Genomic DNA, 21,305 nt, shown 5'->3' with positions numbered 1-21,305 from the left:
GACGGGAGGAAACTAATCTTGATTGGTAATTATAAACAATTAAGCAGGAGATACTTAAAGGGAAATAAGAAACGAACAATTTTAACTTTGATTGGAATCGTACTCTCTGTATCGTTAATTTCTACAATCGGCCTATTTATGAACGGTACTCAGATTTCTCAAATCGAGAATACGAAAAAGAGGCAAGGGTATTCTTTTCATGCCGTTGTATTAAATTACGATGAATCGATATTGAAAAAAATTAAATATAACTCGCAAATTGAATCATTTGGTTTAATGTCACAGGGAGAAACAGTCCAAGTTGGAGAGGCTGCTGTACAAATGAATTTTGCTGATGATAACGCCTTGGAATTTTTAAAATACAGTATTATTAAGGGCAGATTGCCATCTAATGATCAAGAAGTTGCTGTTGATCCCTGGGTATTACCTTATATAAAAGAAAATATTCAAATAGGTGATTCATTCGAATTAAATGAAAAAAAATACAAATTGGTTGGTTTTCTAAGTGATAGTACATATACACAGGAGAATAAGGTGGGACGGTTACTAACCTATAAGAGTAAGTTTAGCGCTCGTGAAGGGAAAATATTAGTTGGAATTAGCTCAAAAGCAAACTTTAATGAGGTTTTAGAGGGACTCAAGACCATTTCCGGAGAGAATAATATTAATATAAGTAATGAATTAATTCAATTAGAGAAACCAGGTTACAATAATTCGATTATGGCTACGCTAATTATTACAATCAGCATTGTTGTGATAGCGACAATTGTTGTGATTTACAACGCTTTTCAAATCAGTGTCGTAGAACGAACGAGGCAGTTTGGCTTGTTGAGAAGCATTGGTGCAACACGAAAGCAAATTAGACAAATCGTTCTGAGAGAAGCTACTTTTCTGGCTGTCATCGCTATACCAATTGGAATTATATGTAGCCTAATAGCACTTGCCTCTCTGCAGTTCACTTTTTCACTTTTAATGGAAAATAGTAAAGCGGTCTCGATATTCCATGTCGATTGGAATATTTTACTAATCAGTTCGATTATTACCTTGCTTTCTGTAATAGCGTCAAGTTTGTACCCAGCTTATTTTGCAGGGAAAATCTCCCCTTTGTTGGCAATTAGTAGCAGGTTGTCAATTAAAAAGGAACAAATCAAAAAACAAAAGAATTCCATGGTGAAAAAACCTTTATCTATTCCTTTGAGCATGGCTATGAAAAATGTTAAGCGAAATAAAAATCGCTATACCATTACAATCTTATCAATTATTATAAGTAGTGTGTTATTTATTACTTTCTCGTATTTAATGAGTGTTGCATTTGCATCTAAATCTTTTGATAAGTTATCTGTTAAATCGGATATTACAATTAAGATAGAGGATAATAATCCAGATCATTTAGCTGAGAGTGAACAAGTTTTGCATCAATTGAAATCACTTGAAAATATATCTAAAGTATACGAAAAAAAGGAGAATAGCTTTGAAACTAAATTAAAGGATGTAACTCAATCTTCCGCGACAGTAAAGGAAATAGAAAACACGATTGGAAAAAGATATTCCATTACAATCGTAAATAATTATCAAGAAAATAAAACAAAAAAAGAAGAAAAACTTACTTTACAAGTGCTTGCATATGGTTTCATCACAGTCATTTCTTTAATTAGTAGCGTTAATATCCTCAATACTATAACTATAAGTATCATGACTAGACGAAAAGAATTGGCCGCGTTGAAATCCATTGGTATGTCACAAAAGGATTTGAAAAAAATGATTACCTATGAAGCTTTGATTTACGGTTTTTCTGGAAGTTTACAAGGAATCTTTTTTAGCTGTATATTGTCTTATATTATATATTTAGCTATATCTAATATGTTGAAAATGACATGGACAATTCCCTATGAGGCTTGTATCATTACGTTTGTTTCAGCTTTAATAATTAGTTATTTATCAGTCTTAAATCCATTGAAAAAAATTCAACAAGATAATATTATTGATAATATCAGAGAACAATAATATTATAAGCCTGGCTAGATTATAGCCAGGCTATTGTAATTGGAATATAAGCTAGGGGAAAAAAGGAGAGGACATACTTGAATAAAAAAATATTACTAGTTGAAGATGATGAAGCTCTTGGCATAGCCATCGAATTTTCATTGAGAAATGAAGGTTATGAGGTGATTAGAGCGTCCAGTGTAAAAGAAGCTAAACACCAGTTTGTTCACAATACATTTGATTTGTCCATCCTTGATATCGGCCTACCAGATGGTAATGGTTATGACTTATGTTTGTATTTTAAAAAGAAAAACGAGAATTCGATTATTATTTTCTTAACTGCACTAGATGAAGAAGCAAATGTGGTAATGGGGCTGGATATAGGCGGTGATGATTATATAACCAAACCTTTTCGGGTTAGGGAACTCATGGCCAGAGTGAAAGTACAATTGCGTAAACAAGCGTCGCTAGAAACGCCATCTCAAATTTTAAGATCTGAGAATATAAGAATCGATACGAACCTAGTCAAGGTTTATAAAAATTGTGAAAGTATTACATTGACGAATTTAGAATACAAGCTGCTATTGAATTTCATGAAGAATTCTCACAAAGCATTAAAAAGAGATGAACTCCTACAACAAATAACAGAAGGAGAAAATGTTTTTTTTGATGAAAACACGTTATCTGTATACATAAAGCGTTTAAGAGCTAAAGTTGAAGACAATCCTCAAAAACCACAGTTTATCGTTACCGAAAGAGGATATGGTTATCGTTGGAGCAAGGACGTGATTGGGTGAGCAAGATAATGAAAAATACCGAGTTAAAAAGCTATATGACGATACTAGCCGTCCTTTTATCTATATTTGTGATTTACCAATTTATTATTCAACAATTATTTTATGATCATTTGAAAAGAGACTCTATTGCAACATGGGGGGAAATTACAGCTAGGTTGGTAGAGCAGAATCCAGAAAATGAAGCGGAAATTATGAAAGTCTTATCGAGTCATTCGTCTCACTCAAGTAAATATCAGGAAAAAGGGACAGAGATCCTAAAGCAATATGGATTATATGAAGACTTGGATTCAAAATTTTTTCCTCACTTAAATAATCTAATTATTAATCACAATCAATTTATGATGTGGGGATTGATTGCTTTTGGATTTTTACTTTTTGTTGCAAACTACATGCAACAAAAAATTATTTTCAATAAGATTAGCCAGCTTACTAGAGCTGCAAAAAAGATAATCGAGGGAGATTACTCGGTTGTCATCAATGAAAATAAAGAGGGGGATTTCGCGAAACTGGCGATTTCATTTCGTTCAATGAGGGATATCATTAGAAAAAATATGCATGATTTGCTTGAAGAGAAACGGTTTTTAGGAGAAATGTTGCAGGATATATCTCATCAGTTAAAAACGCCGCTTTCAACTATTTCTATCTATAATGAAATGTTGTTAAATGAGAAACTATCCCGAGAGCAACAAGCTCAATTACTACAAAATAATGATATTCAGATTTCTAGAATGAATGTCTTAATTCAGAATTTGTTAAAAGTAGCAAAAATTGATGCAAAAGCGATTTCGTTTGATAAAGAGCCAGGGAATTTAGTAGATACGACTGAGGAAGTACTAAATCGCTTGCAAAGCATGATAAGTGATAAAAATATTTTGATTGATTGGAATGCACCAAGAGAAATAGTCGTTATTCACGACAAATTATGGATGCAGGAAGCTTTGTTAAACCTGTTGAAGAATGCAATCGAACATTCTAAACCCGGTGGTAAAATAATGATTCAGGCCAAAAATTCTCCAATCTATACAGAACTAGTAATCCAAGACTTTGGAGAGGGAATTTCAGCTGAAGAATTACCTCATATTTTTGAACGATTCTATAAATCAAGTAGTTCTAAAAAGCACGGATCGACCGGAATTGGATTGGCACTTGTCAAAGCCATTATAGAGGCACATCACGCCTTAATTACAGTTGAAAGTGAAAAAAATGCTTATACAAAATTTACAATTATTTTTATGAAATTTTAATAACAGTTTGGTATATATTTTAATCTTTTTAATATAAAGGGGTTTTTTTATGTTTAATAGATTGAAGTGTTTTCTTTTATCTGAGAAAGAAATAGTTGATACTGTGAAAAAATACAAGGAGGAAAAAATACACGTTTCCATAATAAAAGATTTTTTAGGGGATTTAATCTTAATAAGAACTTTTACATTTTTAATGTTTGTTCCAATATCAACTTTTATTTTTTCAGTTATAATTTATGGAGCTGTTTTCTTTTTATCAGGCATTAAGATTACTGTTTGGGGCATCACTATAATGTTATTAGTTCCAATAACATTACTTTTCTATATGAATATAACTAATACATCAATTATTATTACTGATTTAGTGAGAAAATTTTTATTAACCATAAAATATCTAAATCCATTTTACTCAATCATAAATAAACCTTGGCTCTTTATTTTTGAATTATTAATTGGTTTTTTATATGTATTTCTGCTATCTTTATTTTCTATTTGGATAGTATTACATTCATTAGAAATAGATTTTTCTGAATTTAGTTCGGAGGATAATCGAAGTTTTCAATTTTCAATTATTATTTTACATACAGCAATTTATTTGTTTATAAGAGTTCATGGTCAGTATTGTAAGACAACTAAGCAAAAAATTAAAAAGTTGAAAATGAAGTTTTATTTATGGTTTTGTTCTATGATTGCAAGTATTGTATATATATTTGAATCACTCTTTAATTATATGAATGGAATCCAAGCAATTTATTTTATTTTTGTTTTAATGATTGCTTTAGAAAGAACAGTGACACATTATAAGAAATTTATAGATTTTTTAGAATGTGAAAATTTGTATGAAAAATATTTTTAGAGAGAAAAGTCTTTTGAAATATAAAAAGTTATACCTACTAAATACTGGACGAGTAAAAAAACGCTATTCTTTTTCTAGAATCATAGGAAAGGATAGCGTTTTTGTTTAATATACTCAAAAATAAAAATCTTTTGGTAAAGTACCATTTTTAATAACTGTTCTTAACCCATGTTTTATAATCCAAGGATTAATAGGATGCTGTTTATCACGTAATTGCTGTAACCATTGAAAAACGAGTTCTTTATCTTCTTTCGTAATATCGTTAATATGATTGGCTACTGATTTTTGGACATATTTAGAAGTATCATTCATTAATGGTTCAAGAAGCTGTAAATTGTACTTAAAGTCACCTTTCAGAGCTCCTATTTTTTTAGCCCAAGGAAGCCTTGGTCTTGTACCTTCAGAAACTAATCTTCTAATGTGGCTGTTTTCGTCATGAATCCACTGTTGTAATATATTTAGTGTGTCTTCATGGTATGTTTCAAGAAAAGGCCGAATGGCATATTCAGCAGTATTTCTTTTCGTTATTTCATACATGGCGTTGAATGAGGTTTCAAAGTTGTTAAGTCCATATTTTTCAACGTATTTTGCAAGAGGCATGTACATATATCCATTTGTAAACATGCCTACTTCTGTTGTATTTTCTGGTCCTAATGTTTTCAGTAATATATGTATTGCTGCATTAAAATCTTTTTGTAAAGCATTTTGTAATTCATCTGCTATTACTTCAATACGTTGTTTTAACTCTAAACCTTCAACTTTACATGTTACAGAGGTTACAAAGTTTTTTTTAGAGAAATTCGGATCGTATTTACAAATAGAATCAGCTATTTTTTCTGCTAATTCTTCGCTAAATAAAAATTTTAACGGAACATAATTATCCATTTTTTCACCTCGGTGGTCAAATGAAAACAATTTTTATTTTTTAATCGACAATCCATAAACTAACGTCTCACTCGGAGTCGTAATACTAAAACCAGTCGTCTTATAATCAAGCTTCACTGTATCACCAGTGTAGTCTTTCGTGAATGAATCCATTTGTACGATAAGCTCTGCATCTTCATATACAACATCATCTGCGTTATATGTATCCCAAATTAAATCGACATCAACGAAAATACTACAAGAGTTTGTCATTGTCCCTCTAATGCGAATGATCTTTTTGTCTTCACGTTCTAATCTATGTATAGCTGCTTTTGCTTCATCAGTAATACGAATGTTCATAGTATCCCAACCTTTATTTATATTTCCTTTATTATTGCAAAAACAGGAGCAATAGGGAAGCAAAGAGGTTTGCAACAAAAAACGAGCAAACAAATTTGTTTGCTCGTTTCACTTTATTTTAGTTCACATTTATCAAGTGGAATCACTTTTGTTTTTTTCGTAAATTTATATCCTAACCATAGTACTAAGAAGAGTGGTAAACCGATGTAAGAAACGAGTACGCCATTCCAATCGATTGATTCACCCATAAATGCCCCGTAGTTTTGTCCTAAAATTACGATGATACAAAGTGTAAATGCGAAGATTGGACCAAATGGGAACCATTTTGCTCTATATGGTAAGTCATTTAAATCTTTTCCTTGTGCGATATATGCTTTACGGAAACGGTAATGACTAATTGCGATTCCAACCCATGCGATAAAGCCAGACATTCCAGATGCGTTTAATAACCAAATGTATACAACACCGTCACCGAATAAAGAAGCAATGAAAGCAATACTACCAACAATTGACGTTACGATTAACGCGTTAACAGGTACACCGCGGCTATCTAATTTGCCTAAGAATTTTGGTGCTTTTCCTTGGCGAGCTAAATCCCAAAGCATACGAGTTGATGCATACATACCAGAGTTACCAGCAGATAGTACAGCAGTTAAAATAACAGCGTTCATAACAGAAGCAGCAAAGGCAACGCCCGCTTTTTCAAAAATAAGTGTAAATGGACTTACTGTTACATCACTTGCTGCAAGGCTTTCAGTTGTATAAGGAATTAATAAACCGATAACGAGAATCGCAAGGATATAGAATAAAAGAATACGCCAAAAGATCGAACGAATTGCTTTCGGAATATTACGTTCTGGATCAGATGTTTCACCAGCAGCTACTCCTAATAATTCAGTTCCTTGGAAAGAGAAACCAGCTGCCATAAATACACCGATAATTGCCATGATACCGCCGTTAAATGGTGCATCTGCAACAGTGAAGTTTTTGAATCCAACCGTTTCGCCGCCCATAATTCCGAAAATCATCATGAAACCAACAATTAAAAAGATAATAATAGTAACTACTTTAATAAGTGCGAACCAATATTCAGATTCACCAAACCCTTTAACAGATAAGTAGTTTAAAAGGAAAATAATAGCTAAACATAATCCGCTCCAAATAAGAGAAGGGGTATCCGGGAACCAAAATTTCATAATTAATGTTACGGCCGCTAGTTCTGCCGCAATTGTAATTGCCCAGTTATACCAATAGTTCCATCCAAGTGCAAAGCCAAGTGATGGATCAACAAATTTTGTTGCATACGTGCTAAAAGATCCAGTAACAGGCATGTAAGCTGCAAGTTCAGCTAAGCTTGTCATTAAAAAATAAACCATAATTCCAATTGCGGCGTATGCAATTAATGCGCCACCAGGTCCAGCTGTATGGATGACACCACCGCTGGCAAGAAATAGTCCGGTACCAATTGTACCACCGAGAGAAATCATCGTAAGGTGCCTTGATTTTAGACCGCGTCTTAATTCACCTTTTCCTTGTGTAGTTTGCGTTTTAGAGGTAGATTGATTTGTTGCGCTATTCATGTTCAACACTCCTTTTCTTGTAGGTTAGGAAGGAGCGGGGGAGAAAAATACAAAAAACCGCCAAAGGAATTTGGCGGAACGTTTCACAAATAACCACCCCATCATACCCTTCCGTTAAGATAGCACCCCACGTTTACACGGTAATTTTGTAAACGTGACAGTTCTGTTCCTTTCGGAGACAGCCCCAGCTCATATTTCCAGAGAAGAAATATAAACTTCGGCAACTTTTCCTTTCAAACGGAGTCAGCTGACATTCTCTGTGTCTCGTCCGTTTTACTATTAAAAGTCGCAACCTCTACCTCATCGGATTGATGAGGATTTATATATTGCTAAGATTTTTAATATATGGCAATTGTAATGACTTTCTGAATATATTGCAAGATATTTTGTAGGAAAAAATCAAAAAATATCGGTTATTGTATAGGAAACGCTTGCAAAACTCCACCCGAACCAACTATTATGTAGCAATAAGCAAAGAAAAAATTGTTATACAAATGTTTCGCAAAAAATATTGAAAAATCCTTTAAATTAAAAGAAAATTCAGAAAAATATAATTCGACATTCATGATAAGGTCATATTATTTGTTATAATTTGAGTAACGTTTAAGCAAAAAGGGGAAATCAAAATGAAATTAGAAACAGAAAGGCTCTATATAGTGCCGTGTACAGAAGAGAGGATTCAAGTCGCTAACGAGCAAGGATATAATAGCGGTCCGCATATTGTGGGGCATGTAGGGAATATAAAACAAGATGCGGATTTATTATCATGGGGGGCGTGGTATGTTCTTCGGAAAGAAGATGATATCGTTTTAGGTGATATTGGGTTTAAGGGGAAACCAAATGAGAATCAAACAGTAGAAATCGGTTATGGATTTATTGAGAAATATTGGAATCAGGGCTATGCAACAGAAGCTGTAAGAGAACTAATCGATTGGGCTTTCAAAACAGGAGAGGTAGAAACAATAATTGCAGAGACACTCCTAGATAACTATAGTTCGATGCGTGTTTTAGAAAAGTTACATATGAAGAGAGTAAATGCTACAGAAACGATGATTAATTGGAAAATAGAAAAATAAAAAATACCGCTCTAAATTGAGCGGTATTTTTTTATAGTTATGGTAGCATTTGCTTCTGATCATTTGGATACTCAGCCGTTGATGCGTTAGGACGATTGGAATGATTTCGAACAGCAATGAAAATAGAAATAATAACGACAAGACCAACTGCAACGTAAGAAAGTGAAATAACAGTTGGATCCACTTTAAATGTAGTAAGCAGTGTACGAATATTTGTAAAGATAATAAGACCACCAACTAATACGCCAAGTAAATGGGGTGGAACGATGCGGACTAACCATGCAGCAATTGGAGCTGCGACAATACCGCCGAGCATTAAGGCAAATACCCAAACCCAGCTTACTTGTTCCCAGCCAAGTGAAATGAAAAAGCCGATTGTTGCAGCGAGTGAAACAGGAAATTCACTCGTATCTACAGATCCAATAACTTTTCTAGCTTCATTTCCTCTTGCTAGAAGAACAGGTGTCGTAATGGGCCCCCAACCACCGCCACCAGTTGAATCAACGAATCCAGCGAATAAACCAAGCGGCACAAGTTGTTTTGCAGACATACGCTTATTTGAAGTGACAATTTGTTTTTGAATGATGAATCGTAATAAAATATAAACCCCTAAAGTAAATAAAAATACGGAAATGTATGGTTTGATTACATCTCCGGGCAAATTACTTAAAAAACATGCCCCAACAAATGCGCCGATTGCCCCAGGTAATGTAAGCCTGGAAACTGTATATTTATCAACGTTTCCAAATTTGATATGAGATGCGCCGGAAGCTGCAGTTGTAACGACTTCAGCTAAATGAACTGATGCAGATGCAACAGCTGGTGCAATACCAAACATTAATAATAAAGAGGAAGACGTTACTCCATACGCCATTCCAAGTGCTCCATCGATCAATTGAGCGAAAAATCCAATAATAGCAAAGACAATTAATTTCTGCATAAATAATCCCCCTGTAATAATAAATGAAAAAGACACTTTTCCCGTATGAGAAAAGTGCCTTTGGTTTTTCCAATCAGCAATAATTAAATTTGTTTCATTATAATACATATTAATCGTATAAATCAACTAGGTTTTAAAGTTTTTGAATTGAATGAAAGAAAAATAAAATATACAATAAAAGGATGGAGAGAAAGGGGAGAAAGACATGTTACGATTTGATCATCTCGTTCACGCAGTTCATGGTACACCGGAGGAAGAGGCAAAACAAATGCAGGAACTTGGATTTCATACTGTATTAGGCGGAGAGCATAAGAATTGGGGTACTTGGAATAGTTTAAGTTATTTTGATTTATCATATATAGAATTTTTAGCAGTTCAACATGAAGAAAAAGCGAAAGAAGCAGAAAATCCATTAGTACAAGAAACAGTGGTGAAACTACAAAATGGAGAAGGAATGCTACAAATCGCGATCCGAACAGATGCAATTGAGGAGCTAGCAGTTAACTTTAATAAGTACGGCTTACATACGATAGGGCCATTTGAAGGGAAACGTATGAGAAAAGATGGCCGACTTTTAGAATGGAAAATGTTATTCGTTAAGCAAGAAGAGAACGGACCGAAATTACCTTTCTTTATACAGTGGAATGAAACGGACGAAGAAAGAAGAAACGATTTACGTAACAGTGGGACGATTACTGAACATAAAAACAAAGTGCAACAAATTGAAACGATTCATTACGCAGTAAAAAATGTTCGAGAAACAGTACGGAAATGGAAAGAAGTAATGGAGCTATCTACAAGCTCAGTTGTGAAAAATGAAAAATGGAATGCCGAGTGTCAAAGTGTAGTATTTGGAGATATTCATGTGCAGTTTTGTGAACCGATTGGAGAAGGGCTAGTACTAGAACATTTGAATAAGAATGGCGAAAATCCATTTGCAGTAGAGTTTAAAGGTGGAAATAAACGAGAACATGAAGTGCTAGGTAGTTTGTACATATATTAATAGAGGTGAACGTTGTGGAAGAAATGCTTAGAGAGATAGAGAGAATACTAGAATGGCCTCGTATTGCAACGTGTACAGCTATTTCAAAAGGTTTTTCACATGAAGAGAAGTATAAAATTGAATTAAAGAATCAAGAAACCTATTTTGTAAAAGTATGTGATGCTGTTCATTTTGAACGTAAACAAGAAGAATATACGTATATGAAACAATTAGAGTTATTACATATTCCAACGCCGAAGTTAATTCATTTCATAAAACTTGAGGAATTAAATAAATGTGTTCAAGTATTTGAATGGGTCCAAGGTGTAAATGGTGAAGAAGGTTTAGGGAAGCTATCGGTGGAAGAACAGTATTATGCAGGAAGAAAAGCAGGGGAAGTATTAAAGAGGATTCATTCAATTGAAAAAGAAAGCGTAAGTAATAAATGGGAAACGGTTCGATGGAATAAGTATGAAAGATATATAGAAGCATTAGAAGGTTACGAGGTGAAATTTCTCGATTTGAAGCCCATATTAACCTTTGTAGAAAATCATAAGTATTTATTGAAAAATCGTCCAATCACCTTTTTACACGATGATTTCCATCCAGCAAATAGTATGATTCATAATAAGGAGTTTATCGTTATCGATTTTGGTGGATATGATTTTGGCGATCCAATACACGATTTCTATAACGTAGCGATTTTTACTACAAGAATAAGTAAACCATTTGCAGTTGGACAAGTTCATGGTTATTGCGGGGGAGAACCGTCACTTCATTTTTGGAAACTGTACTCCTTATATGCAGCAATGACATTCCCAGCGGATATCGTATGGACAAACAGAAGCATGCCCCATTTAGTAGATGATATGAAAGAAAGATTGAACAGAATTTTAGAAGATCATAATCATTTTTCATCCTATATTCCAAAATGGTATCAATCACAACATGAGGATATAATAAACTATAAGTAATGGAGGGATTCATATGGATAAAATAGCAGTAATTTCAGATATTCACGGCAATATTCCGGCATTAGATTCTGTACTGAAAGATATTAAATTAAGAGGAATTGAACGCATTATTTGTCTTGGAGATTTAGTCGGAAAAGGCCCTCATTCTAGCGAAGTAATTGAAATCATTCGTAAAGAATGTGAAGTAGTTGTAATGGGTAACTGGGATGATTTTATTACAAAAACGACTGAATTTGAAGCGTTAAAATGGCATCAAAAACAATTATCGGAAGAACAAAATGATTATTTAAGAAGCTTACCATTTTCAATCGAATTTTTTATGAGTGGCAAATTGATTCGTATGTTCCACGCTTCACCGAGAAGTTTATATGAAAGAATTCAACCACACGCTTCAAGAGAAGAACGTATTAGTATGTTCGAAAATAGTGATCTGACGGAAAATATAGAAGGGGAAAGAAAACCAGATGTCGTTTGTTACGGTGACGTTCACCAAGCATTCGTTCAAAATTTCAGAGGGAAAACGTTATGTAATGCCGGTAGCGTAGGAAACCCACTTGAAATAACACAAGCTTCCTATTTAATATTTGAAGGAACTTACAATGAAAAAGAAGCAGCGAGCTTTTCTATTCAACTTGTACGAGTACCGTATGATATTGAATTAGCTATCAGACTAGCAGAAGAACTCGAAATGCCAGAAATTGAAGAATACAAACAAGAATTACGGACTGCTTTATATCGAGGGTTTAAGGGAAAGTAAGCTAATAATATATCAACGATTTTTCAAATATATCTATCATAACTTAAAATATATCAATGATTTTTTCGAGATATCAGCGATTCGAGAAAGGATATCGACTTACCGACAAATAGCGACATGTATTATTACTTGTAATAATATTATGTAAACTAAATGTAAAGGGAGATATCATGAACCGAAAACAACAAATCAAAAAAATTGCAGATTATATTTTAAAGCTAAACTTAACCTATCCAACAAGAGTTGGAGTAAGTGGTATTACAGCATCAGGAAAAACAACATTTGCAAACGAACTAGCGGAAGAAATAAAAAAACGAGGATTACCAGTAACACGCGCCAGCATTGATGATTTTCATAATCCAAGAGTGATTCGCTATGCAAAAGGAAAAGAATCTGCAAGGGGGTATTATGAAGATGCACACGATTATACAGCTTTCAAAGAAAGATTATTAATGCCTTTAGGACCTAACGGGAATTTACAATATGAAACGATTTCTCATAACTTAATAACGGATATGCCTGTACATAATGAGCCGCTATTGGCCACGCAAAATATGATATTAATAGTAGATGGAACGTTTCTATTGAAAAAAGACGTTGCGCATTTATTTGATTACAAAATCTTTGTAGATACAAATTTTGAGATTGCGAGAAAACGTGGTGCTAAGCGGGAAACTGAAGCTTTTGGAAGTTATGAAGAAGCAGAGAAGATGTTTTTAAACAGATATCATGCTGCCTGTAAGATGTATATAGATGAGCATAATCCAAAAGAGTGTACGAATGTTATATTTAAGAATAATGATTTAGGAAATCCAGAAGTTATATTTCATGAAAGAGCGTAATACATAATCAGAAATATATGTATAGCCTTTTGTTTATTGTTATAATTAAATTAATTTTATGAAGCAAATAAAAGGGGATAAGACAATAAAAAACGCAAAAAGGGGACAAGAAATATAATGAATGAAGTACTAGAACTAAAAGAAGAACTACTACAAATTAAAAATAACAATTATGCTGTACCAGAAGACGTAGATGCATATCCATATGCGCAATGGATGCTAGATTATATCGGATCAACTGATGCTGAATTACGTGATGATTTAATTTATAGTACGCTTCACACATGGATTACAAATGATGTATTTAGACAAAAAGAGTTAAGAGGATTAATGTTACAAGCAATTAGTCCTGATTATTTATTTTATAAAATTGGTGAAAAGGGAACAGACTCTGTATTTAAACGTGCATTCTCCGTATTAATTCCACCACTTATTTTATCTGTTCATGAAAGAGAACCGTTGTTATCCGAAGAACAACTGTACAGTGTAGCAGAACAAGTGCTGGAATATGTCTATTTAGAAGAGGATGTAAGGGGTTACGTAGAAGGAAAAGGATGGGCACACTCTACTGCACATGCTGCTGATGCACTCGATGCGTTAGCTCGTACAATACAAAATCGTGAATTTTCATATGCAATATTGGCTGCTGTTCGTCAGAAAGTTCGCCTAAATGACTATGTTTACATACACTTTGAGGATGAGAGATTAGTAACGCCAATTATGTCGTTACGTAATCAAAATCTTTTAACAGAAGAAGAGTGGAGCAACTGGTTACATAGTATAGCAATCGTTGAAGACATCCCGCATCCTCAGTATGATATTTTAGTACAAAATATTAGAGCTTTCTTAAGAAGTTTATATTTCAGAGCTTTAGAGACAGAGGGTAGTACAGCTTTTACAGATGATATATTGGAGACTTTGAAGGGTTTGCGTAGGTATTAAAATACGTTTTTCTAAGAGAAAAGTACATAAAACCACTACCTCCCAGCCATACTAAAAAATGTGCTGGAGGTGAATGTTATGGACAATAAAGACTTTGAAAAAGTTTATAATGATTACTTACATCAAGGAGAAGAGCAAGCTCAATTTGAAGTAGACAATGAAGTCAATTCAGGAGCAGAACAAATTGTTGCTGTTCGTAAAAATGATGATGGTGATTTAATAGCGTTTAAAACAAGTAGCGGGAGAGAGTTAGATTATATGACTGCTCTTAGTGAAGCAAAATCAGGGAAGTTAGCTCATGTGGATGTATTTCATAAGTATGGCAGAGATATTATACGTAGTGAACCTGATGGAATAAAGGAAAATAACTTAGATAATTTACCTTCATTTTAAACGGGTAAACCTCAAGAAGAGAATGTTCATTTGGATATTCTCTTCTTTGTTTTGCGAAGTTTTCCTTTCGAAAAGAAGGTTCATCTTTAATGGGCGATCATACTTTTAAAGAGCGCTCTAAATTTCTCTTTATCTTCTGCTGTAAATGGTTTCGGTCCCTTTGTACGCTTACCACTTTTTCGAACCATTGCACTTAAATATCGTGTTTGTAACAATTGTTCAATGTTATCATTCGTATACTTATAGCCTTTATGGTGTAGTACGATACAGCCTTTTGCTAAAGCGAGCGAAGCAAGACCGTAATCTTGCGTTACGATTAAATCTTCTTTTTTTGCTAACTGCATAATTCGGTAATCTGCAGCATCTGCTCCAGAATCAACATAAATTGTTTCCACACCTTTAGGCTGCTGAGCATTAGAATAATGAGAAAAGCTAGTAACGAGGGTTACAGGGATTTCTGCATTCGTAGCCTCATAAATAATTACATCTTTTACAGGGCAAGCATCTGCATCAACGTAAATTTTCATTTTTACCACTCCTATAAAGTGAAACTTTAATCAGTGGGGGGATTCACCCTTCACTGATTATTAGTTGAACCAATCGGGCATTTACGGGCAGTTAATCTCCCACCTAACTTCTTTGTTACAGCTAAATTTTGAGCTGGGAGTTTTATTGCCCGTTAATGCGGGGTAACTAGGTTCGTGTTGATAATAATGGTAGATTTTTCTTTTGTCAAACGAGAAGGCTTTATCTCACATTATTTTTCACAAAGCAAAATAGCCTCACGTAAACGAGAAATCCCTTCCTCAATTTGATTAATATTCACTTTTCCATAAGATAAACGAATATAACCATCTTTCGCGCCGAAAATACTACCCGGCATAAAGGCGATTTCTTGTTTTAAACTTTGCATAATGAGTTGTTTTTCGTTTATCGGTTCGTTTAATTTTCCCCATATGTATATACCGCCGGTCGGGTTTGAAAAAGAGATTTTGTCGTGAAGTTGCTCATTTAAGGCGCGAACGATAACGTCTCTTTTTTCCGCTAATTGTTTTCGTAACGGTACGATATGAGAGTGAAATGGCACAGTTTCGAAAAATTGCTGCATAAGCCACTGCGGGAAAATACTCATACCTAATTCCATTTGGTGTCTTGCGTCGGATAACCTTTCTACTACAGACTGCGGGGCGACAAGCCAGCCGACTCGTAAACCTGGTGCAATCATTTTAGATAAGGAATGTACATAAATGACTGTCCCATTTTCATCTATTGATTTTAAAGTAGGACAAGGTTGTTTCTTTTCTAGTGTCAGCAAACTAGATGGATCATCTTCAACGATCGCAATTCGTAAATCTGCGCAAAGTGATAACAGTTTTTTTCTACGGTTTGGATGAAGCATTGCGCCCGTAGGGTTTTGGAAATTTGGATTTAAAAAAATCATTTTAATGCGGTGCTTTCTATATAATTCCTGTACATCATCCGGATTAATACCATGTTCATCGACAGGTAACGGGAAAATACGAATACCTGCTGATTGGAATAACGGTAAGGAATAACAGTGTGAAGGACTTTCAAAAGCGACTGCATCACCGGGATTTAATAAGCATTGTACGATAAGGTGAAGTGCTTGCTGGGCGCCGGATGTAATCATAATGGATTGTTCAGTCGCCTCAACTTTTAAATATTCTTTCATATATTTTACGACCGCTTGTCTTAGCGGGAGATAGCCTTGCGGATGATCGTAACTTAATGAGTGCGTTAACGGTTGTTCTCGTAAAATCGTTTGTAGTTGATCGTGAGGATAGAGATTACAACCGAGCTCTCCATTTGCGAAATCAATGATGTTTTCATTTTGTTGTACTTCTGCCCGAATATGGCGAAGTAACGGCAAGTTTGGTAAGAACGTACCGCCTTCCACGAAATTCCTCCAGTTCGGCGTTAATGTCGGAGAAACACCCCACATATGTGTACTCACGCGTGTTCCTTTACCAGTCGTACTTTCTACAATTCCCATAGCACGTAATTCATTATAAGCAGTCGTTACCGTACTACGGTTTACATTTAACTGTGTAGCTAATTTCCGTTCGGAAGGGAGGAAGCTACCTGGAGGAAGTTCTCCATATGTAATACGTTTTTCAATAAAGTCAACAACTTGCTGATAAATGGGGATTTTACTGTCGTTATCTAGCTTCCATTCCATACAAACGCCTCCGAATCTCTTATATATATTCAGTATAACAAATTGGCTGGGTAAAAAAACAGCCAATTGGACGGTGTTATATTCAGCCAATTTTACTATGCTAAATATGGAAGGGGAGATTCGGATGAAACGATGGCAAATGGAATGGCTCCTAGTATCAGTTGCATTAGTATGGGGAGCAAATTATACAATTGGAAAGTATGGCGTGGCATTTATGTCATCCATTCAATTTAATAGTTTACGATTTTTAGTAGCATCTCCGGTATTATTACTTATTACGTTTATGATGGAACGTTCATTACGTATTGAAAGAAAAGATTGGTTACGATTAGTAGCAGTCGGCATCGTTGGTACGGCAATGTATCAAACGATGTTTATGCTATCTGTGAAATATACTTCAGCAACGAACGCCTCATTATTAATTGCGATGTCACCTATTTTTACAGGGATATTAGCAGTATTACACAAACAAGAACGTTTTTCGATGAAAGTACAAATTGGTTCAATAGTAGCGTTTATTGGTGCAGCATTCGTTTTATTAACAGGACATACAGGAGGAGCTACATATGAGTATGCGTGGCTCGGAAATGTAATTGGATTAGTCGCAGCAATTGCGTGGGGATGGTATCCAATATTAGCGCAACCTCTTATCACAAAATACTCCGCAATGAGAGTCACATCATGGTCTACTTTAATTGGAATTGTACCGCTAGTTATATACTGTTTATTCAACGTAAATTCATTAACATGGCCAGTAGATACGCCAAGCTGGGGATCACTAGCATATTCAATCATCTTCGCGACCATCTTCGGACTAGCAATATGGTATGTCGGTATTAGTCAAATAGGCTCAACAAAAGTAATGGTTTATATGTATCTTGTACCTTTATTCGCAGTTATCTTTGCGGCAGTGACAATTGGGGAGCAAGTTAATATGATGCAACTCGTTGGCGGGCTTATTATCTTTATCGGTTTATATGTTGTAAAAAAAGGCGGAATGAAAAAGCCTGCTCTCAATTTGAAAAAAGTAAGTTAACAGTAAAAATGATCTCTTTCATATAGAAGGAGATCATTTTTGTATTTGTAATAAAAGCGCTTGTTCAACGGCCCATTTTTGATGATCGTGTATGAGAAGCTTTATAGCATGCAATGGAGACATCCACCTTAGAACATGATCCTCCTCACAGTTTTCAGTTTGTTTCTGCACCATATTCGCAATATAAAAAAATCCATCGTTTAAATAATATATATCTTCCTTTTCTGCATAAAAATATCGAGCCGCATTACCGACATACTGATCAATTTTAATTGCCCATCCTAATTCCTCTAGTAGTTCACGGTGCAAACATTCTTCTTTTGTTTCATTACCTTCCATACCGCCACCAGGTAGAAAGTAACGGTCTCCTTTTTGGATAACAGCAATCTTTGAAGAAGATGAATGGAAAATACTCGCATAACAACTAGGTCTTAATACATAATGAACGGTACGTTTTTTCGAGCCAAACGTGAGTTTTGAAATCATAAAACACGACCTTTCTCTATAAAATACATAAAAGGGATATTAAGGTAAAAATAGAATTATATAAGTATAATCTTAATAGATTGGAGTGGTAACAACATGATAAATCGAAAATGTTCAAGATGTAAAGAAATAACAGGTACGATGCACGGTGGTAAAAAAATTAAGGAATAATTTCTATGTGAAGACTGTTTACAAAAAGGAATTGAGAACGGAGAAATCGAATTATCACAAGTGGAGCAAGAACAAACTTCGTATCTTTCTATAAAAATATTAAAAATAATGAGTGTGATTTATTTAATAGGATCTATTTTAATGGCTTTTTCAACTGGTCCATTTATACATAACCTGGGGTTTGATGAAATGTCCATTTCAGGATCAGAATTAGGTTTAATAAGTATTGTTATGCTAGGTTCTATATTTCAGTCAGTTCTTGTATTTTGCGGGATATGGGTATTCATCCTATTAGTAGAAACAGTCATTAAAATTTATGAAAAAATGAAGTGAGTGAGAGGGAGAAACATATGCGAGTAAGAAACATCCAAGGGGAAGATTATGTAAAGATTCATTCTGTTTTAAATGATTGGTGGGGCGGGAGAGACATGGCTGCCATGTTGCCAAAATTGTTTTTCGTTCACTTTCAAGAAACGAGTTTTATCATTGAAGAAGAAGGAGAAACGTTAGGTTTCTTATGTGGATTTTTTTCACAAACATATAAAGATGAAGCATACGTTCATTTTATCGGTGTAAATCCGAAGTATAGAAGAAGAGGAATCGCATCGACATTGTATTCTTATTTCTTTGATGTCGCTCGTGCAAATAATCGTAAAGTTGTAAAAGCAATTACGTCACCAACTAATAAAAAGTCGATACAGTTTCATCAAGAAATCGGTTTTCGTATTGAGGCTGGGGATGATGAGGTAGAGGGTGTATCGGTACATACAAATTATGATGGGAACGGCGGTAGTAGAGTTTTGTTTTTGAAAAATGTGTAAATAAAAGGGGAATGATTACATGGATATGCAGCAACGGAGAATGTTAGTAGCAGGAATCGTTTTAGCAGTAGTGTTAGGGGTAGGCTATTTTTCGACAAACGTATTACAAACTTTCTCAATCGTATGTTTAGCAGTAGCGATTGTATTTGGAGTTATAGGGAGCATACAAAAGAAACGTCAAAACAAGAATTAAAAATTTGAAAATTTTTATGATACCTCAAAATTTCTCGTTTTAGAGTATTTGTTTTTCTTAGCTTAATGAAGATGGGATTTTATCACAAATTCTATTCAATTAAGTTTATATTAAAACACCATTCTTGCCCCGTTGTTGCAGACATAATGATATCCTTTTTTGTTTTGTTAATTTGATAGAAGTGAGTGGGATGTCAAAAGCAATTTCTGTAAAATAATTTCATCAAAAGAAGGGGATTTATATGCATTTTGAAAGAGATAGATATTTTTTGGAGATGGCATTAAAAGAAAACACATATCCAGTAGGAGCAGTTATTGTTGATGGAAATAATAATGTCATTGCAAGAGGAAGAAATAGAGTGCATCCACAAAAAGACATAACAGCTCACGCAGAGATAGACGCTATTCGCAATGCAGGGGAAGCAATGTTTGATGCAAAAATAAAAAATGAGAAGTTTACTATTTATAGCACGTTGGAACCGTGTCCAATGTGTACAGGTGGTATTTTATTCGCAAAAATACAGAGAGTAGTCTGGTTACTAAATGATGACTTAGGTTTTGGTGGATATAAAAAGATAAAAAATGCTTTAGTTTTCGAAGGGAAATTTAATAAAATCGACATAGTGGAAGAACCATTTGAAGACTTAAAAACAAGACAAAGAGAACTTATGAGACAATGGGAGCTAAATCCCAATAATATTACTAATTTGCGTAGGGCTATAAAAAAATAGTTGTTTCTTTCAATTAAATCGGGAGACCGCCACATTACCATCAATTTAAAAAATATAGTGAAATTATATCGATTTAACAATAGAATATGGAAGAATCTATTACGAATAGAAAGCCGTCCTAAAAGTATTCTGGGATGGTTCTTTTTGTTGTGAGGAGATAAAGAGTATGGAGAATAAACAGAGTAGAAATGAGTATGTAAGACGCATACATAAGGTTCAAGATTATATAGAATCAAACATAGACAGTTCACTATCCATTGAAGAGCTAGCGGATGTAGCAGGATTTTCAAAGTTTCATTTTCATCGGATTTTCAAGGGGATAGTAGACGAGCCATTATCACGGTATGTAAACCGATTGAAGTTAGAAAGGGCAACAAATCTACTTACATATCGCACAGATATGACGATTACACATATTGCGTATCACTTCGGGTTTACAGATTCAGCAGTTTTCTCCCGCACATTTAAAAGTCATTACGGAATAAGTCCATCTCAATATCGAAACGATAATAGCAAGAATTGCAAAGACGTAAGGGGAATTCCTCAATACAATGAATGTAAGAAGGTTCGAGGAAATGTTGAAATTGTAACAGCGGATAATATAAACGTCGCATACATAAGACATACAGGTACATATGAAGAGTTAGCTATAGCTTTTCCAGAAATGATAGAAAAATTATTTCGTTACGCGGCGAAGAAAAAATATCATGTATTTGAGGATACGAAAGTATTAACCATTTACCACGATCATCATGAATTTACTGAGAACTATCATTTAAGAACAAGTTTATGTATAACAATTCCGGATGCGTCCGCAGTAGAAACGAGTGATATTGGAATAATGATAATACCTTCAGGCAAGTATGCAGTAGGACATTTTGAAATATTCCAAGATGAATATAAGGGAGCGTGGGACTTTATATATGGTGAGTGGCTGCCAAATAGCGGATATAAACCGAGAGACTCGTATCCTTTTGAAGTATATAGAAATGACCCAAAGCAGCATCCAAAGCATAAACATATAGTTGATATATATGTACCTATCGAACCTTTTTAATTACAGGTTAAAGGGGAAAGA

Annotated in this window: 24 protein-coding genes and 1 riboswitch; of the genes, 17 read left to right on the top strand and 7 right to left on the bottom strand. The window is 34.3% G+C overall.

The window, feature by feature from the left end; translation table 11 throughout:
* Positions 1–18: 18 nt before the first annotated feature.
* From BAQ53_RS14580 to BAQ53_RS14565, 4 genes are all read left to right on the top strand, one after another.
* On the top strand, positions 19–2,004 hold the full coding sequence (locus BAQ53_RS14580; protein WP_000580037.1) for an ABC transporter permease: 1,986 nt from the start codon (positions 19–21) through the stop codon (positions 2,002–2,004).
* 77 nt (positions 2,005–2,081) lie between these two features.
* Positions 2,082–2,780 carry a response regulator transcription factor gene (locus tag BAQ53_RS14575; protein WP_001035094.1) on the top strand — a complete coding sequence of 233 codons (699 nt, stop codon included), beginning with the start codon at positions 2,082–2,084 and terminating at the stop codon, positions 2,778–2,780.
* A gap of 8 nt (positions 2,781–2,788) precedes the next feature.
* Entirely contained in the window at positions 2,789–4,024 is a 1,236-nt protein-coding gene (locus BAQ53_RS14570; protein ID WP_000798888.1) for a HAMP domain-containing sensor histidine kinase, read from the top strand.
* Between the two features lie 49 nt (positions 4,025–4,073).
* Positions 4,074–4,880 carry a hypothetical protein gene (locus tag BAQ53_RS14565; RefSeq protein ID WP_000483292.1) on the top strand — a complete coding sequence of 269 codons (807 nt, stop codon included), beginning with the start codon at positions 4,074–4,076 and terminating at the stop codon, positions 4,878–4,880.
* A gap of 114 nt (positions 4,881–4,994) precedes the next feature.
* On the opposite strand, the gene BAQ53_RS14560 is transcribed toward BAQ53_RS14565, so the two are convergent.
* The 3 genes from BAQ53_RS14560 to BAQ53_RS14550 all read right to left on the bottom strand — a co-directional run bounded on the left by BAQ53_RS14560 (position 4,995) and on the right by BAQ53_RS14550 (position 7,684).
* Positions 4,995–5,765 (bottom strand): DNA alkylation repair protein, encoded by a 771-nt coding sequence (locus BAQ53_RS14560; RefSeq protein ID WP_089149493.1) that lies wholly within the window; start codon positions 5,763–5,765, stop codon positions 4,995–4,997.
* A gap of 33 nt (positions 5,766–5,798) precedes the next feature.
* Complete coding sequence (locus tag BAQ53_RS14555) at positions 5,799–6,104, bottom strand: iron-sulfur cluster biosynthesis family protein (protein WP_046946025.1); 306 nt, start codon at positions 6,102–6,104, stop codon at positions 5,799–5,801.
* 113 nt (positions 6,105–6,217) lie between these two features.
* Positions 6,218–7,684: an amino acid permease gene (locus BAQ53_RS14550; RefSeq protein WP_001083381.1), complete on the bottom strand. Its 1,467-nt coding sequence runs from the start codon at positions 7,682–7,684 to the stop codon at positions 6,218–6,220.
* Between the two features lie 112 nt (positions 7,685–7,796).
* Positions 7,797–7,990: riboswitch (Lysine riboswitch) on the bottom strand.
* Positions 7,991–8,310: 320 nt separating this feature from the next.
* Between BAQ53_RS14550 and BAQ53_RS14545 the strand changes: the two genes are divergently transcribed.
* Positions 8,311–8,760 (top strand): GNAT family N-acetyltransferase, encoded by a 450-nt coding sequence (locus BAQ53_RS14545; RefSeq protein WP_000764603.1) that lies wholly within the window; start codon positions 8,311–8,313, stop codon positions 8,758–8,760.
* Positions 8,761–8,797: 37 nt separating this feature from the next.
* Here the strand turns inward: BAQ53_RS14545 and BAQ53_RS14540 are convergent, their stop codons facing one another.
* Complete coding sequence (locus BAQ53_RS14540) at positions 8,798–9,700, bottom strand: sulfite exporter TauE/SafE family protein (protein ID WP_001170721.1); 903 nt, start codon at positions 9,698–9,700, stop codon at positions 8,798–8,800.
* 205 nt (positions 9,701–9,905) lie between these two features.
* Between BAQ53_RS14540 and BAQ53_RS14535 the strand changes: the two genes are divergently transcribed.
* The 6 genes from BAQ53_RS14535 to BAQ53_RS14510 all read left to right on the top strand — a co-directional run bounded on the left by BAQ53_RS14535 (position 9,906) and on the right by BAQ53_RS14510 (position 14,590).
* Positions 9,906–10,703, top strand: coding sequence for a VOC family protein (locus BAQ53_RS14535; RefSeq protein ID WP_208905634.1), 798 nt, complete (start codon positions 9,906–9,908; stop codon positions 10,701–10,703).
* 14 nt (positions 10,704–10,717) lie between these two features.
* Positions 10,718–11,656, top strand: coding sequence for an aminoglycoside phosphotransferase family protein (locus BAQ53_RS14530; RefSeq protein ID WP_208905622.1), 939 nt, complete (start codon positions 10,718–10,720; stop codon positions 11,654–11,656).
* Between the two features lie 13 nt (positions 11,657–11,669).
* The gene (locus tag BAQ53_RS14525) at positions 11,670–12,413 is read left to right on the top strand and encodes a metallophosphoesterase family protein (RefSeq protein ID WP_000357618.1); all 744 of its coding nucleotides are present in this window, start codon (positions 11,670–11,672) and stop codon (positions 12,411–12,413) included.
* Positions 12,414–12,583: 170 nt separating this feature from the next.
* Entirely contained in the window at positions 12,584–13,255 is a 672-nt protein-coding gene (locus tag BAQ53_RS14520; protein ID WP_089149490.1) for a nucleoside/nucleotide kinase family protein, read from the top strand.
* A gap of 117 nt (positions 13,256–13,372) precedes the next feature.
* Positions 13,373–14,197: a DUF2785 domain-containing protein gene (locus BAQ53_RS14515; RefSeq protein ID WP_208905620.1), complete on the top strand. Its 825-nt coding sequence runs from the start codon at positions 13,373–13,375 to the stop codon at positions 14,195–14,197.
* 78 nt (positions 14,198–14,275) lie between these two features.
* Positions 14,276–14,590 carry a DUF3892 domain-containing protein gene (locus tag BAQ53_RS14510; RefSeq protein WP_000368864.1) on the top strand — a complete coding sequence of 105 codons (315 nt, stop codon included), beginning with the start codon at positions 14,276–14,278 and terminating at the stop codon, positions 14,588–14,590.
* A gap of 86 nt (positions 14,591–14,676) precedes the next feature.
* Here the strand turns inward: BAQ53_RS14510 and BAQ53_RS14505 are convergent, their stop codons facing one another.
* Positions 14,677–15,117 carry a YaiI/YqxD family protein gene (locus BAQ53_RS14505; protein ID WP_000708787.1) on the bottom strand — a complete coding sequence of 147 codons (441 nt, stop codon included), beginning with the start codon at positions 15,115–15,117 and terminating at the stop codon, positions 14,677–14,679.
* 230 nt (positions 15,118–15,347) lie between these two features.
* Complete coding sequence (gene pdxR / locus BAQ53_RS14500; RefSeq protein WP_208905618.1) at positions 15,348–16,790, bottom strand: MocR-like pyridoxine biosynthesis transcription factor PdxR; 1,443 nt, start codon at positions 16,788–16,790, stop codon at positions 15,348–15,350.
* A 124-nt stretch (positions 16,791–16,914) separates the two neighbouring features.
* Between pdxR and BAQ53_RS14495 the strand changes: the two genes are divergently transcribed.
* Complete coding sequence (locus BAQ53_RS14495) at positions 16,915–17,826, top strand: DMT family transporter (protein WP_151522189.1); 912 nt, start codon at positions 16,915–16,917, stop codon at positions 17,824–17,826.
* Positions 17,827–17,859: 33 nt separating this feature from the next.
* Here BAQ53_RS14495 and BAQ53_RS14490 read toward each other — a convergent pair whose 3' ends face one another.
* Entirely contained in the window at positions 17,860–18,312 is a 453-nt protein-coding gene (locus BAQ53_RS14490) for an NUDIX hydrolase (protein WP_208905616.1), read from the bottom strand.
* Between the two features lie 201 nt (positions 18,313–18,513).
* Between BAQ53_RS14490 and BAQ53_RS14485 the strand changes: the two genes are divergently transcribed.
* The 5 genes from BAQ53_RS14485 (at position 18,514) to BAQ53_RS14465 (ending at position 21,284) form a co-directional block, all read left to right on the top strand.
* Positions 18,514–18,816 (top strand): DUF3980 domain-containing protein, encoded by a 303-nt coding sequence (locus tag BAQ53_RS14485; protein WP_080545888.1) that lies wholly within the window; start codon positions 18,514–18,516, stop codon positions 18,814–18,816.
* 17 nt (positions 18,817–18,833) lie between these two features.
* Complete coding sequence (locus BAQ53_RS14480; RefSeq protein ID WP_001266057.1) at positions 18,834–19,304, top strand: GNAT family N-acetyltransferase; 471 nt, start codon at positions 18,834–18,836, stop codon at positions 19,302–19,304.
* Positions 19,305–19,323: 19 nt separating this feature from the next.
* The gene (locus BAQ53_RS14475) at positions 19,324–19,497 is read left to right on the top strand and encodes a hypothetical protein (protein WP_000367555.1); all 174 of its coding nucleotides are present in this window, start codon (positions 19,324–19,326) and stop codon (positions 19,495–19,497) included.
* Positions 19,498–19,738: 241 nt separating this feature from the next.
* On the top strand, positions 19,739–20,227 hold the full coding sequence (locus BAQ53_RS14470; RefSeq protein ID WP_208905614.1) for a nucleoside deaminase: 489 nt from the start codon (positions 19,739–19,741) through the stop codon (positions 20,225–20,227).
* Between the two features lie 166 nt (positions 20,228–20,393).
* The gene (locus BAQ53_RS14465; protein ID WP_208905612.1) at positions 20,394–21,284 is read left to right on the top strand and encodes an AraC family transcriptional regulator; all 891 of its coding nucleotides are present in this window, start codon (positions 20,394–20,396) and stop codon (positions 21,282–21,284) included.
* Positions 21,285–21,305 lie beyond the last annotated feature (21 nt).

The sequence above is a fragment of the Bacillus sp. B25(2016b) genome, from assembly GCF_001679765.1.
In the GTDB taxonomy this organism is placed as follows: domain Bacteria; phylum Bacillota; class Bacilli; order Bacillales; family Bacillaceae_G; genus Bacillus_A; species Bacillus_A thuringiensis_K.
The sequence above is the reverse complement of the archived record's forward strand: the minus strand, read 5'-3'. Positions and strand labels throughout refer to the sequence as shown.

Coding starts and splice junctions, on each gene's coding strand:
- BAQ53_RS14570 (WP_000798888.1), top strand. CDS start 2,789: ATGAAAAATACCGAGTTAAAAAGCTATATGACGATACTAGCCGTCCTT.
- BAQ53_RS14565 (WP_000483292.1), top strand. CDS start 4,074: ATGTTTAATAGATTGAAGTGTTTTCTTTTATCTGAGAAAGAAATAGTT.
- BAQ53_RS14560 (WP_089149493.1), bottom strand. CDS start 5,765: ATGGATAATTATGTTCCGTTAAAATTTTTATTTAGCGAAGAATTAGCA.
- BAQ53_RS14555 (WP_046946025.1), bottom strand. CDS start 6,104: ATGAACATTCGTATTACTGATGAAGCAAAAGCAGCTATACATAGATTA.
- BAQ53_RS14550 (WP_001083381.1), bottom strand. CDS start 7,684: ATGAATAGCGCAACAAATCAATCTACCTCTAAAACGCAAACTACACAA.
- BAQ53_RS14545 (WP_000764603.1), top strand. CDS start 8,311: ATGAAATTAGAAACAGAAAGGCTCTATATAGTGCCGTGTACAGAAGAG.
- BAQ53_RS14540 (WP_001170721.1), bottom strand. CDS start 9,700: ATGCAGAAATTAATTGTCTTTGCTATTATTGGATTTTTCGCTCAATTG.
- BAQ53_RS14535 (WP_208905634.1), top strand. CDS start 9,906: ATGTTACGATTTGATCATCTCGTTCACGCAGTTCATGGTACACCGGAG.
- BAQ53_RS14525 (WP_000357618.1), top strand. CDS start 11,670: ATGGATAAAATAGCAGTAATTTCAGATATTCACGGCAATATTCCGGCA.
- BAQ53_RS14520 (WP_089149490.1), top strand. CDS start 12,584: ATGAACCGAAAACAACAAATCAAAAAAATTGCAGATTATATTTTAAAG.
- BAQ53_RS14515 (WP_208905620.1), top strand. CDS start 13,373: ATGAATGAAGTACTAGAACTAAAAGAAGAACTACTACAAATTAAAAAT.
- BAQ53_RS14510 (WP_000368864.1), top strand. CDS start 14,276: ATGGACAATAAAGACTTTGAAAAAGTTTATAATGATTACTTACATCAA.
- BAQ53_RS14505 (WP_000708787.1), bottom strand. CDS start 15,117: ATGAAAATTTACGTTGATGCAGATGCTTGCCCTGTAAAAGATGTAATT.
- pdxR (WP_208905618.1), bottom strand. CDS start 16,790: ATGGAATGGAAGCTAGATAACGACAGTAAAATCCCCATTTATCAGCAA.
- BAQ53_RS14495 (WP_151522189.1), top strand. CDS start 16,915: ATGAAACGATGGCAAATGGAATGGCTCCTAGTATCAGTTGCATTAGTA.
- BAQ53_RS14490 (WP_208905616.1), bottom strand. CDS start 18,312: ATGATTTCAAAACTCACGTTTGGCTCGAAAAAACGTACCGTTCATTAT.
- BAQ53_RS14480 (WP_001266057.1), top strand. CDS start 18,834: ATGCGAGTAAGAAACATCCAAGGGGAAGATTATGTAAAGATTCATTCT.
- BAQ53_RS14475 (WP_000367555.1), top strand. CDS start 19,324: ATGGATATGCAGCAACGGAGAATGTTAGTAGCAGGAATCGTTTTAGCA.
- BAQ53_RS14470 (WP_208905614.1), top strand. CDS start 19,739: ATGCATTTTGAAAGAGATAGATATTTTTTGGAGATGGCATTAAAAGAA.
- BAQ53_RS14465 (WP_208905612.1), top strand. CDS start 20,394: ATGGAGAATAAACAGAGTAGAAATGAGTATGTAAGACGCATACATAAG.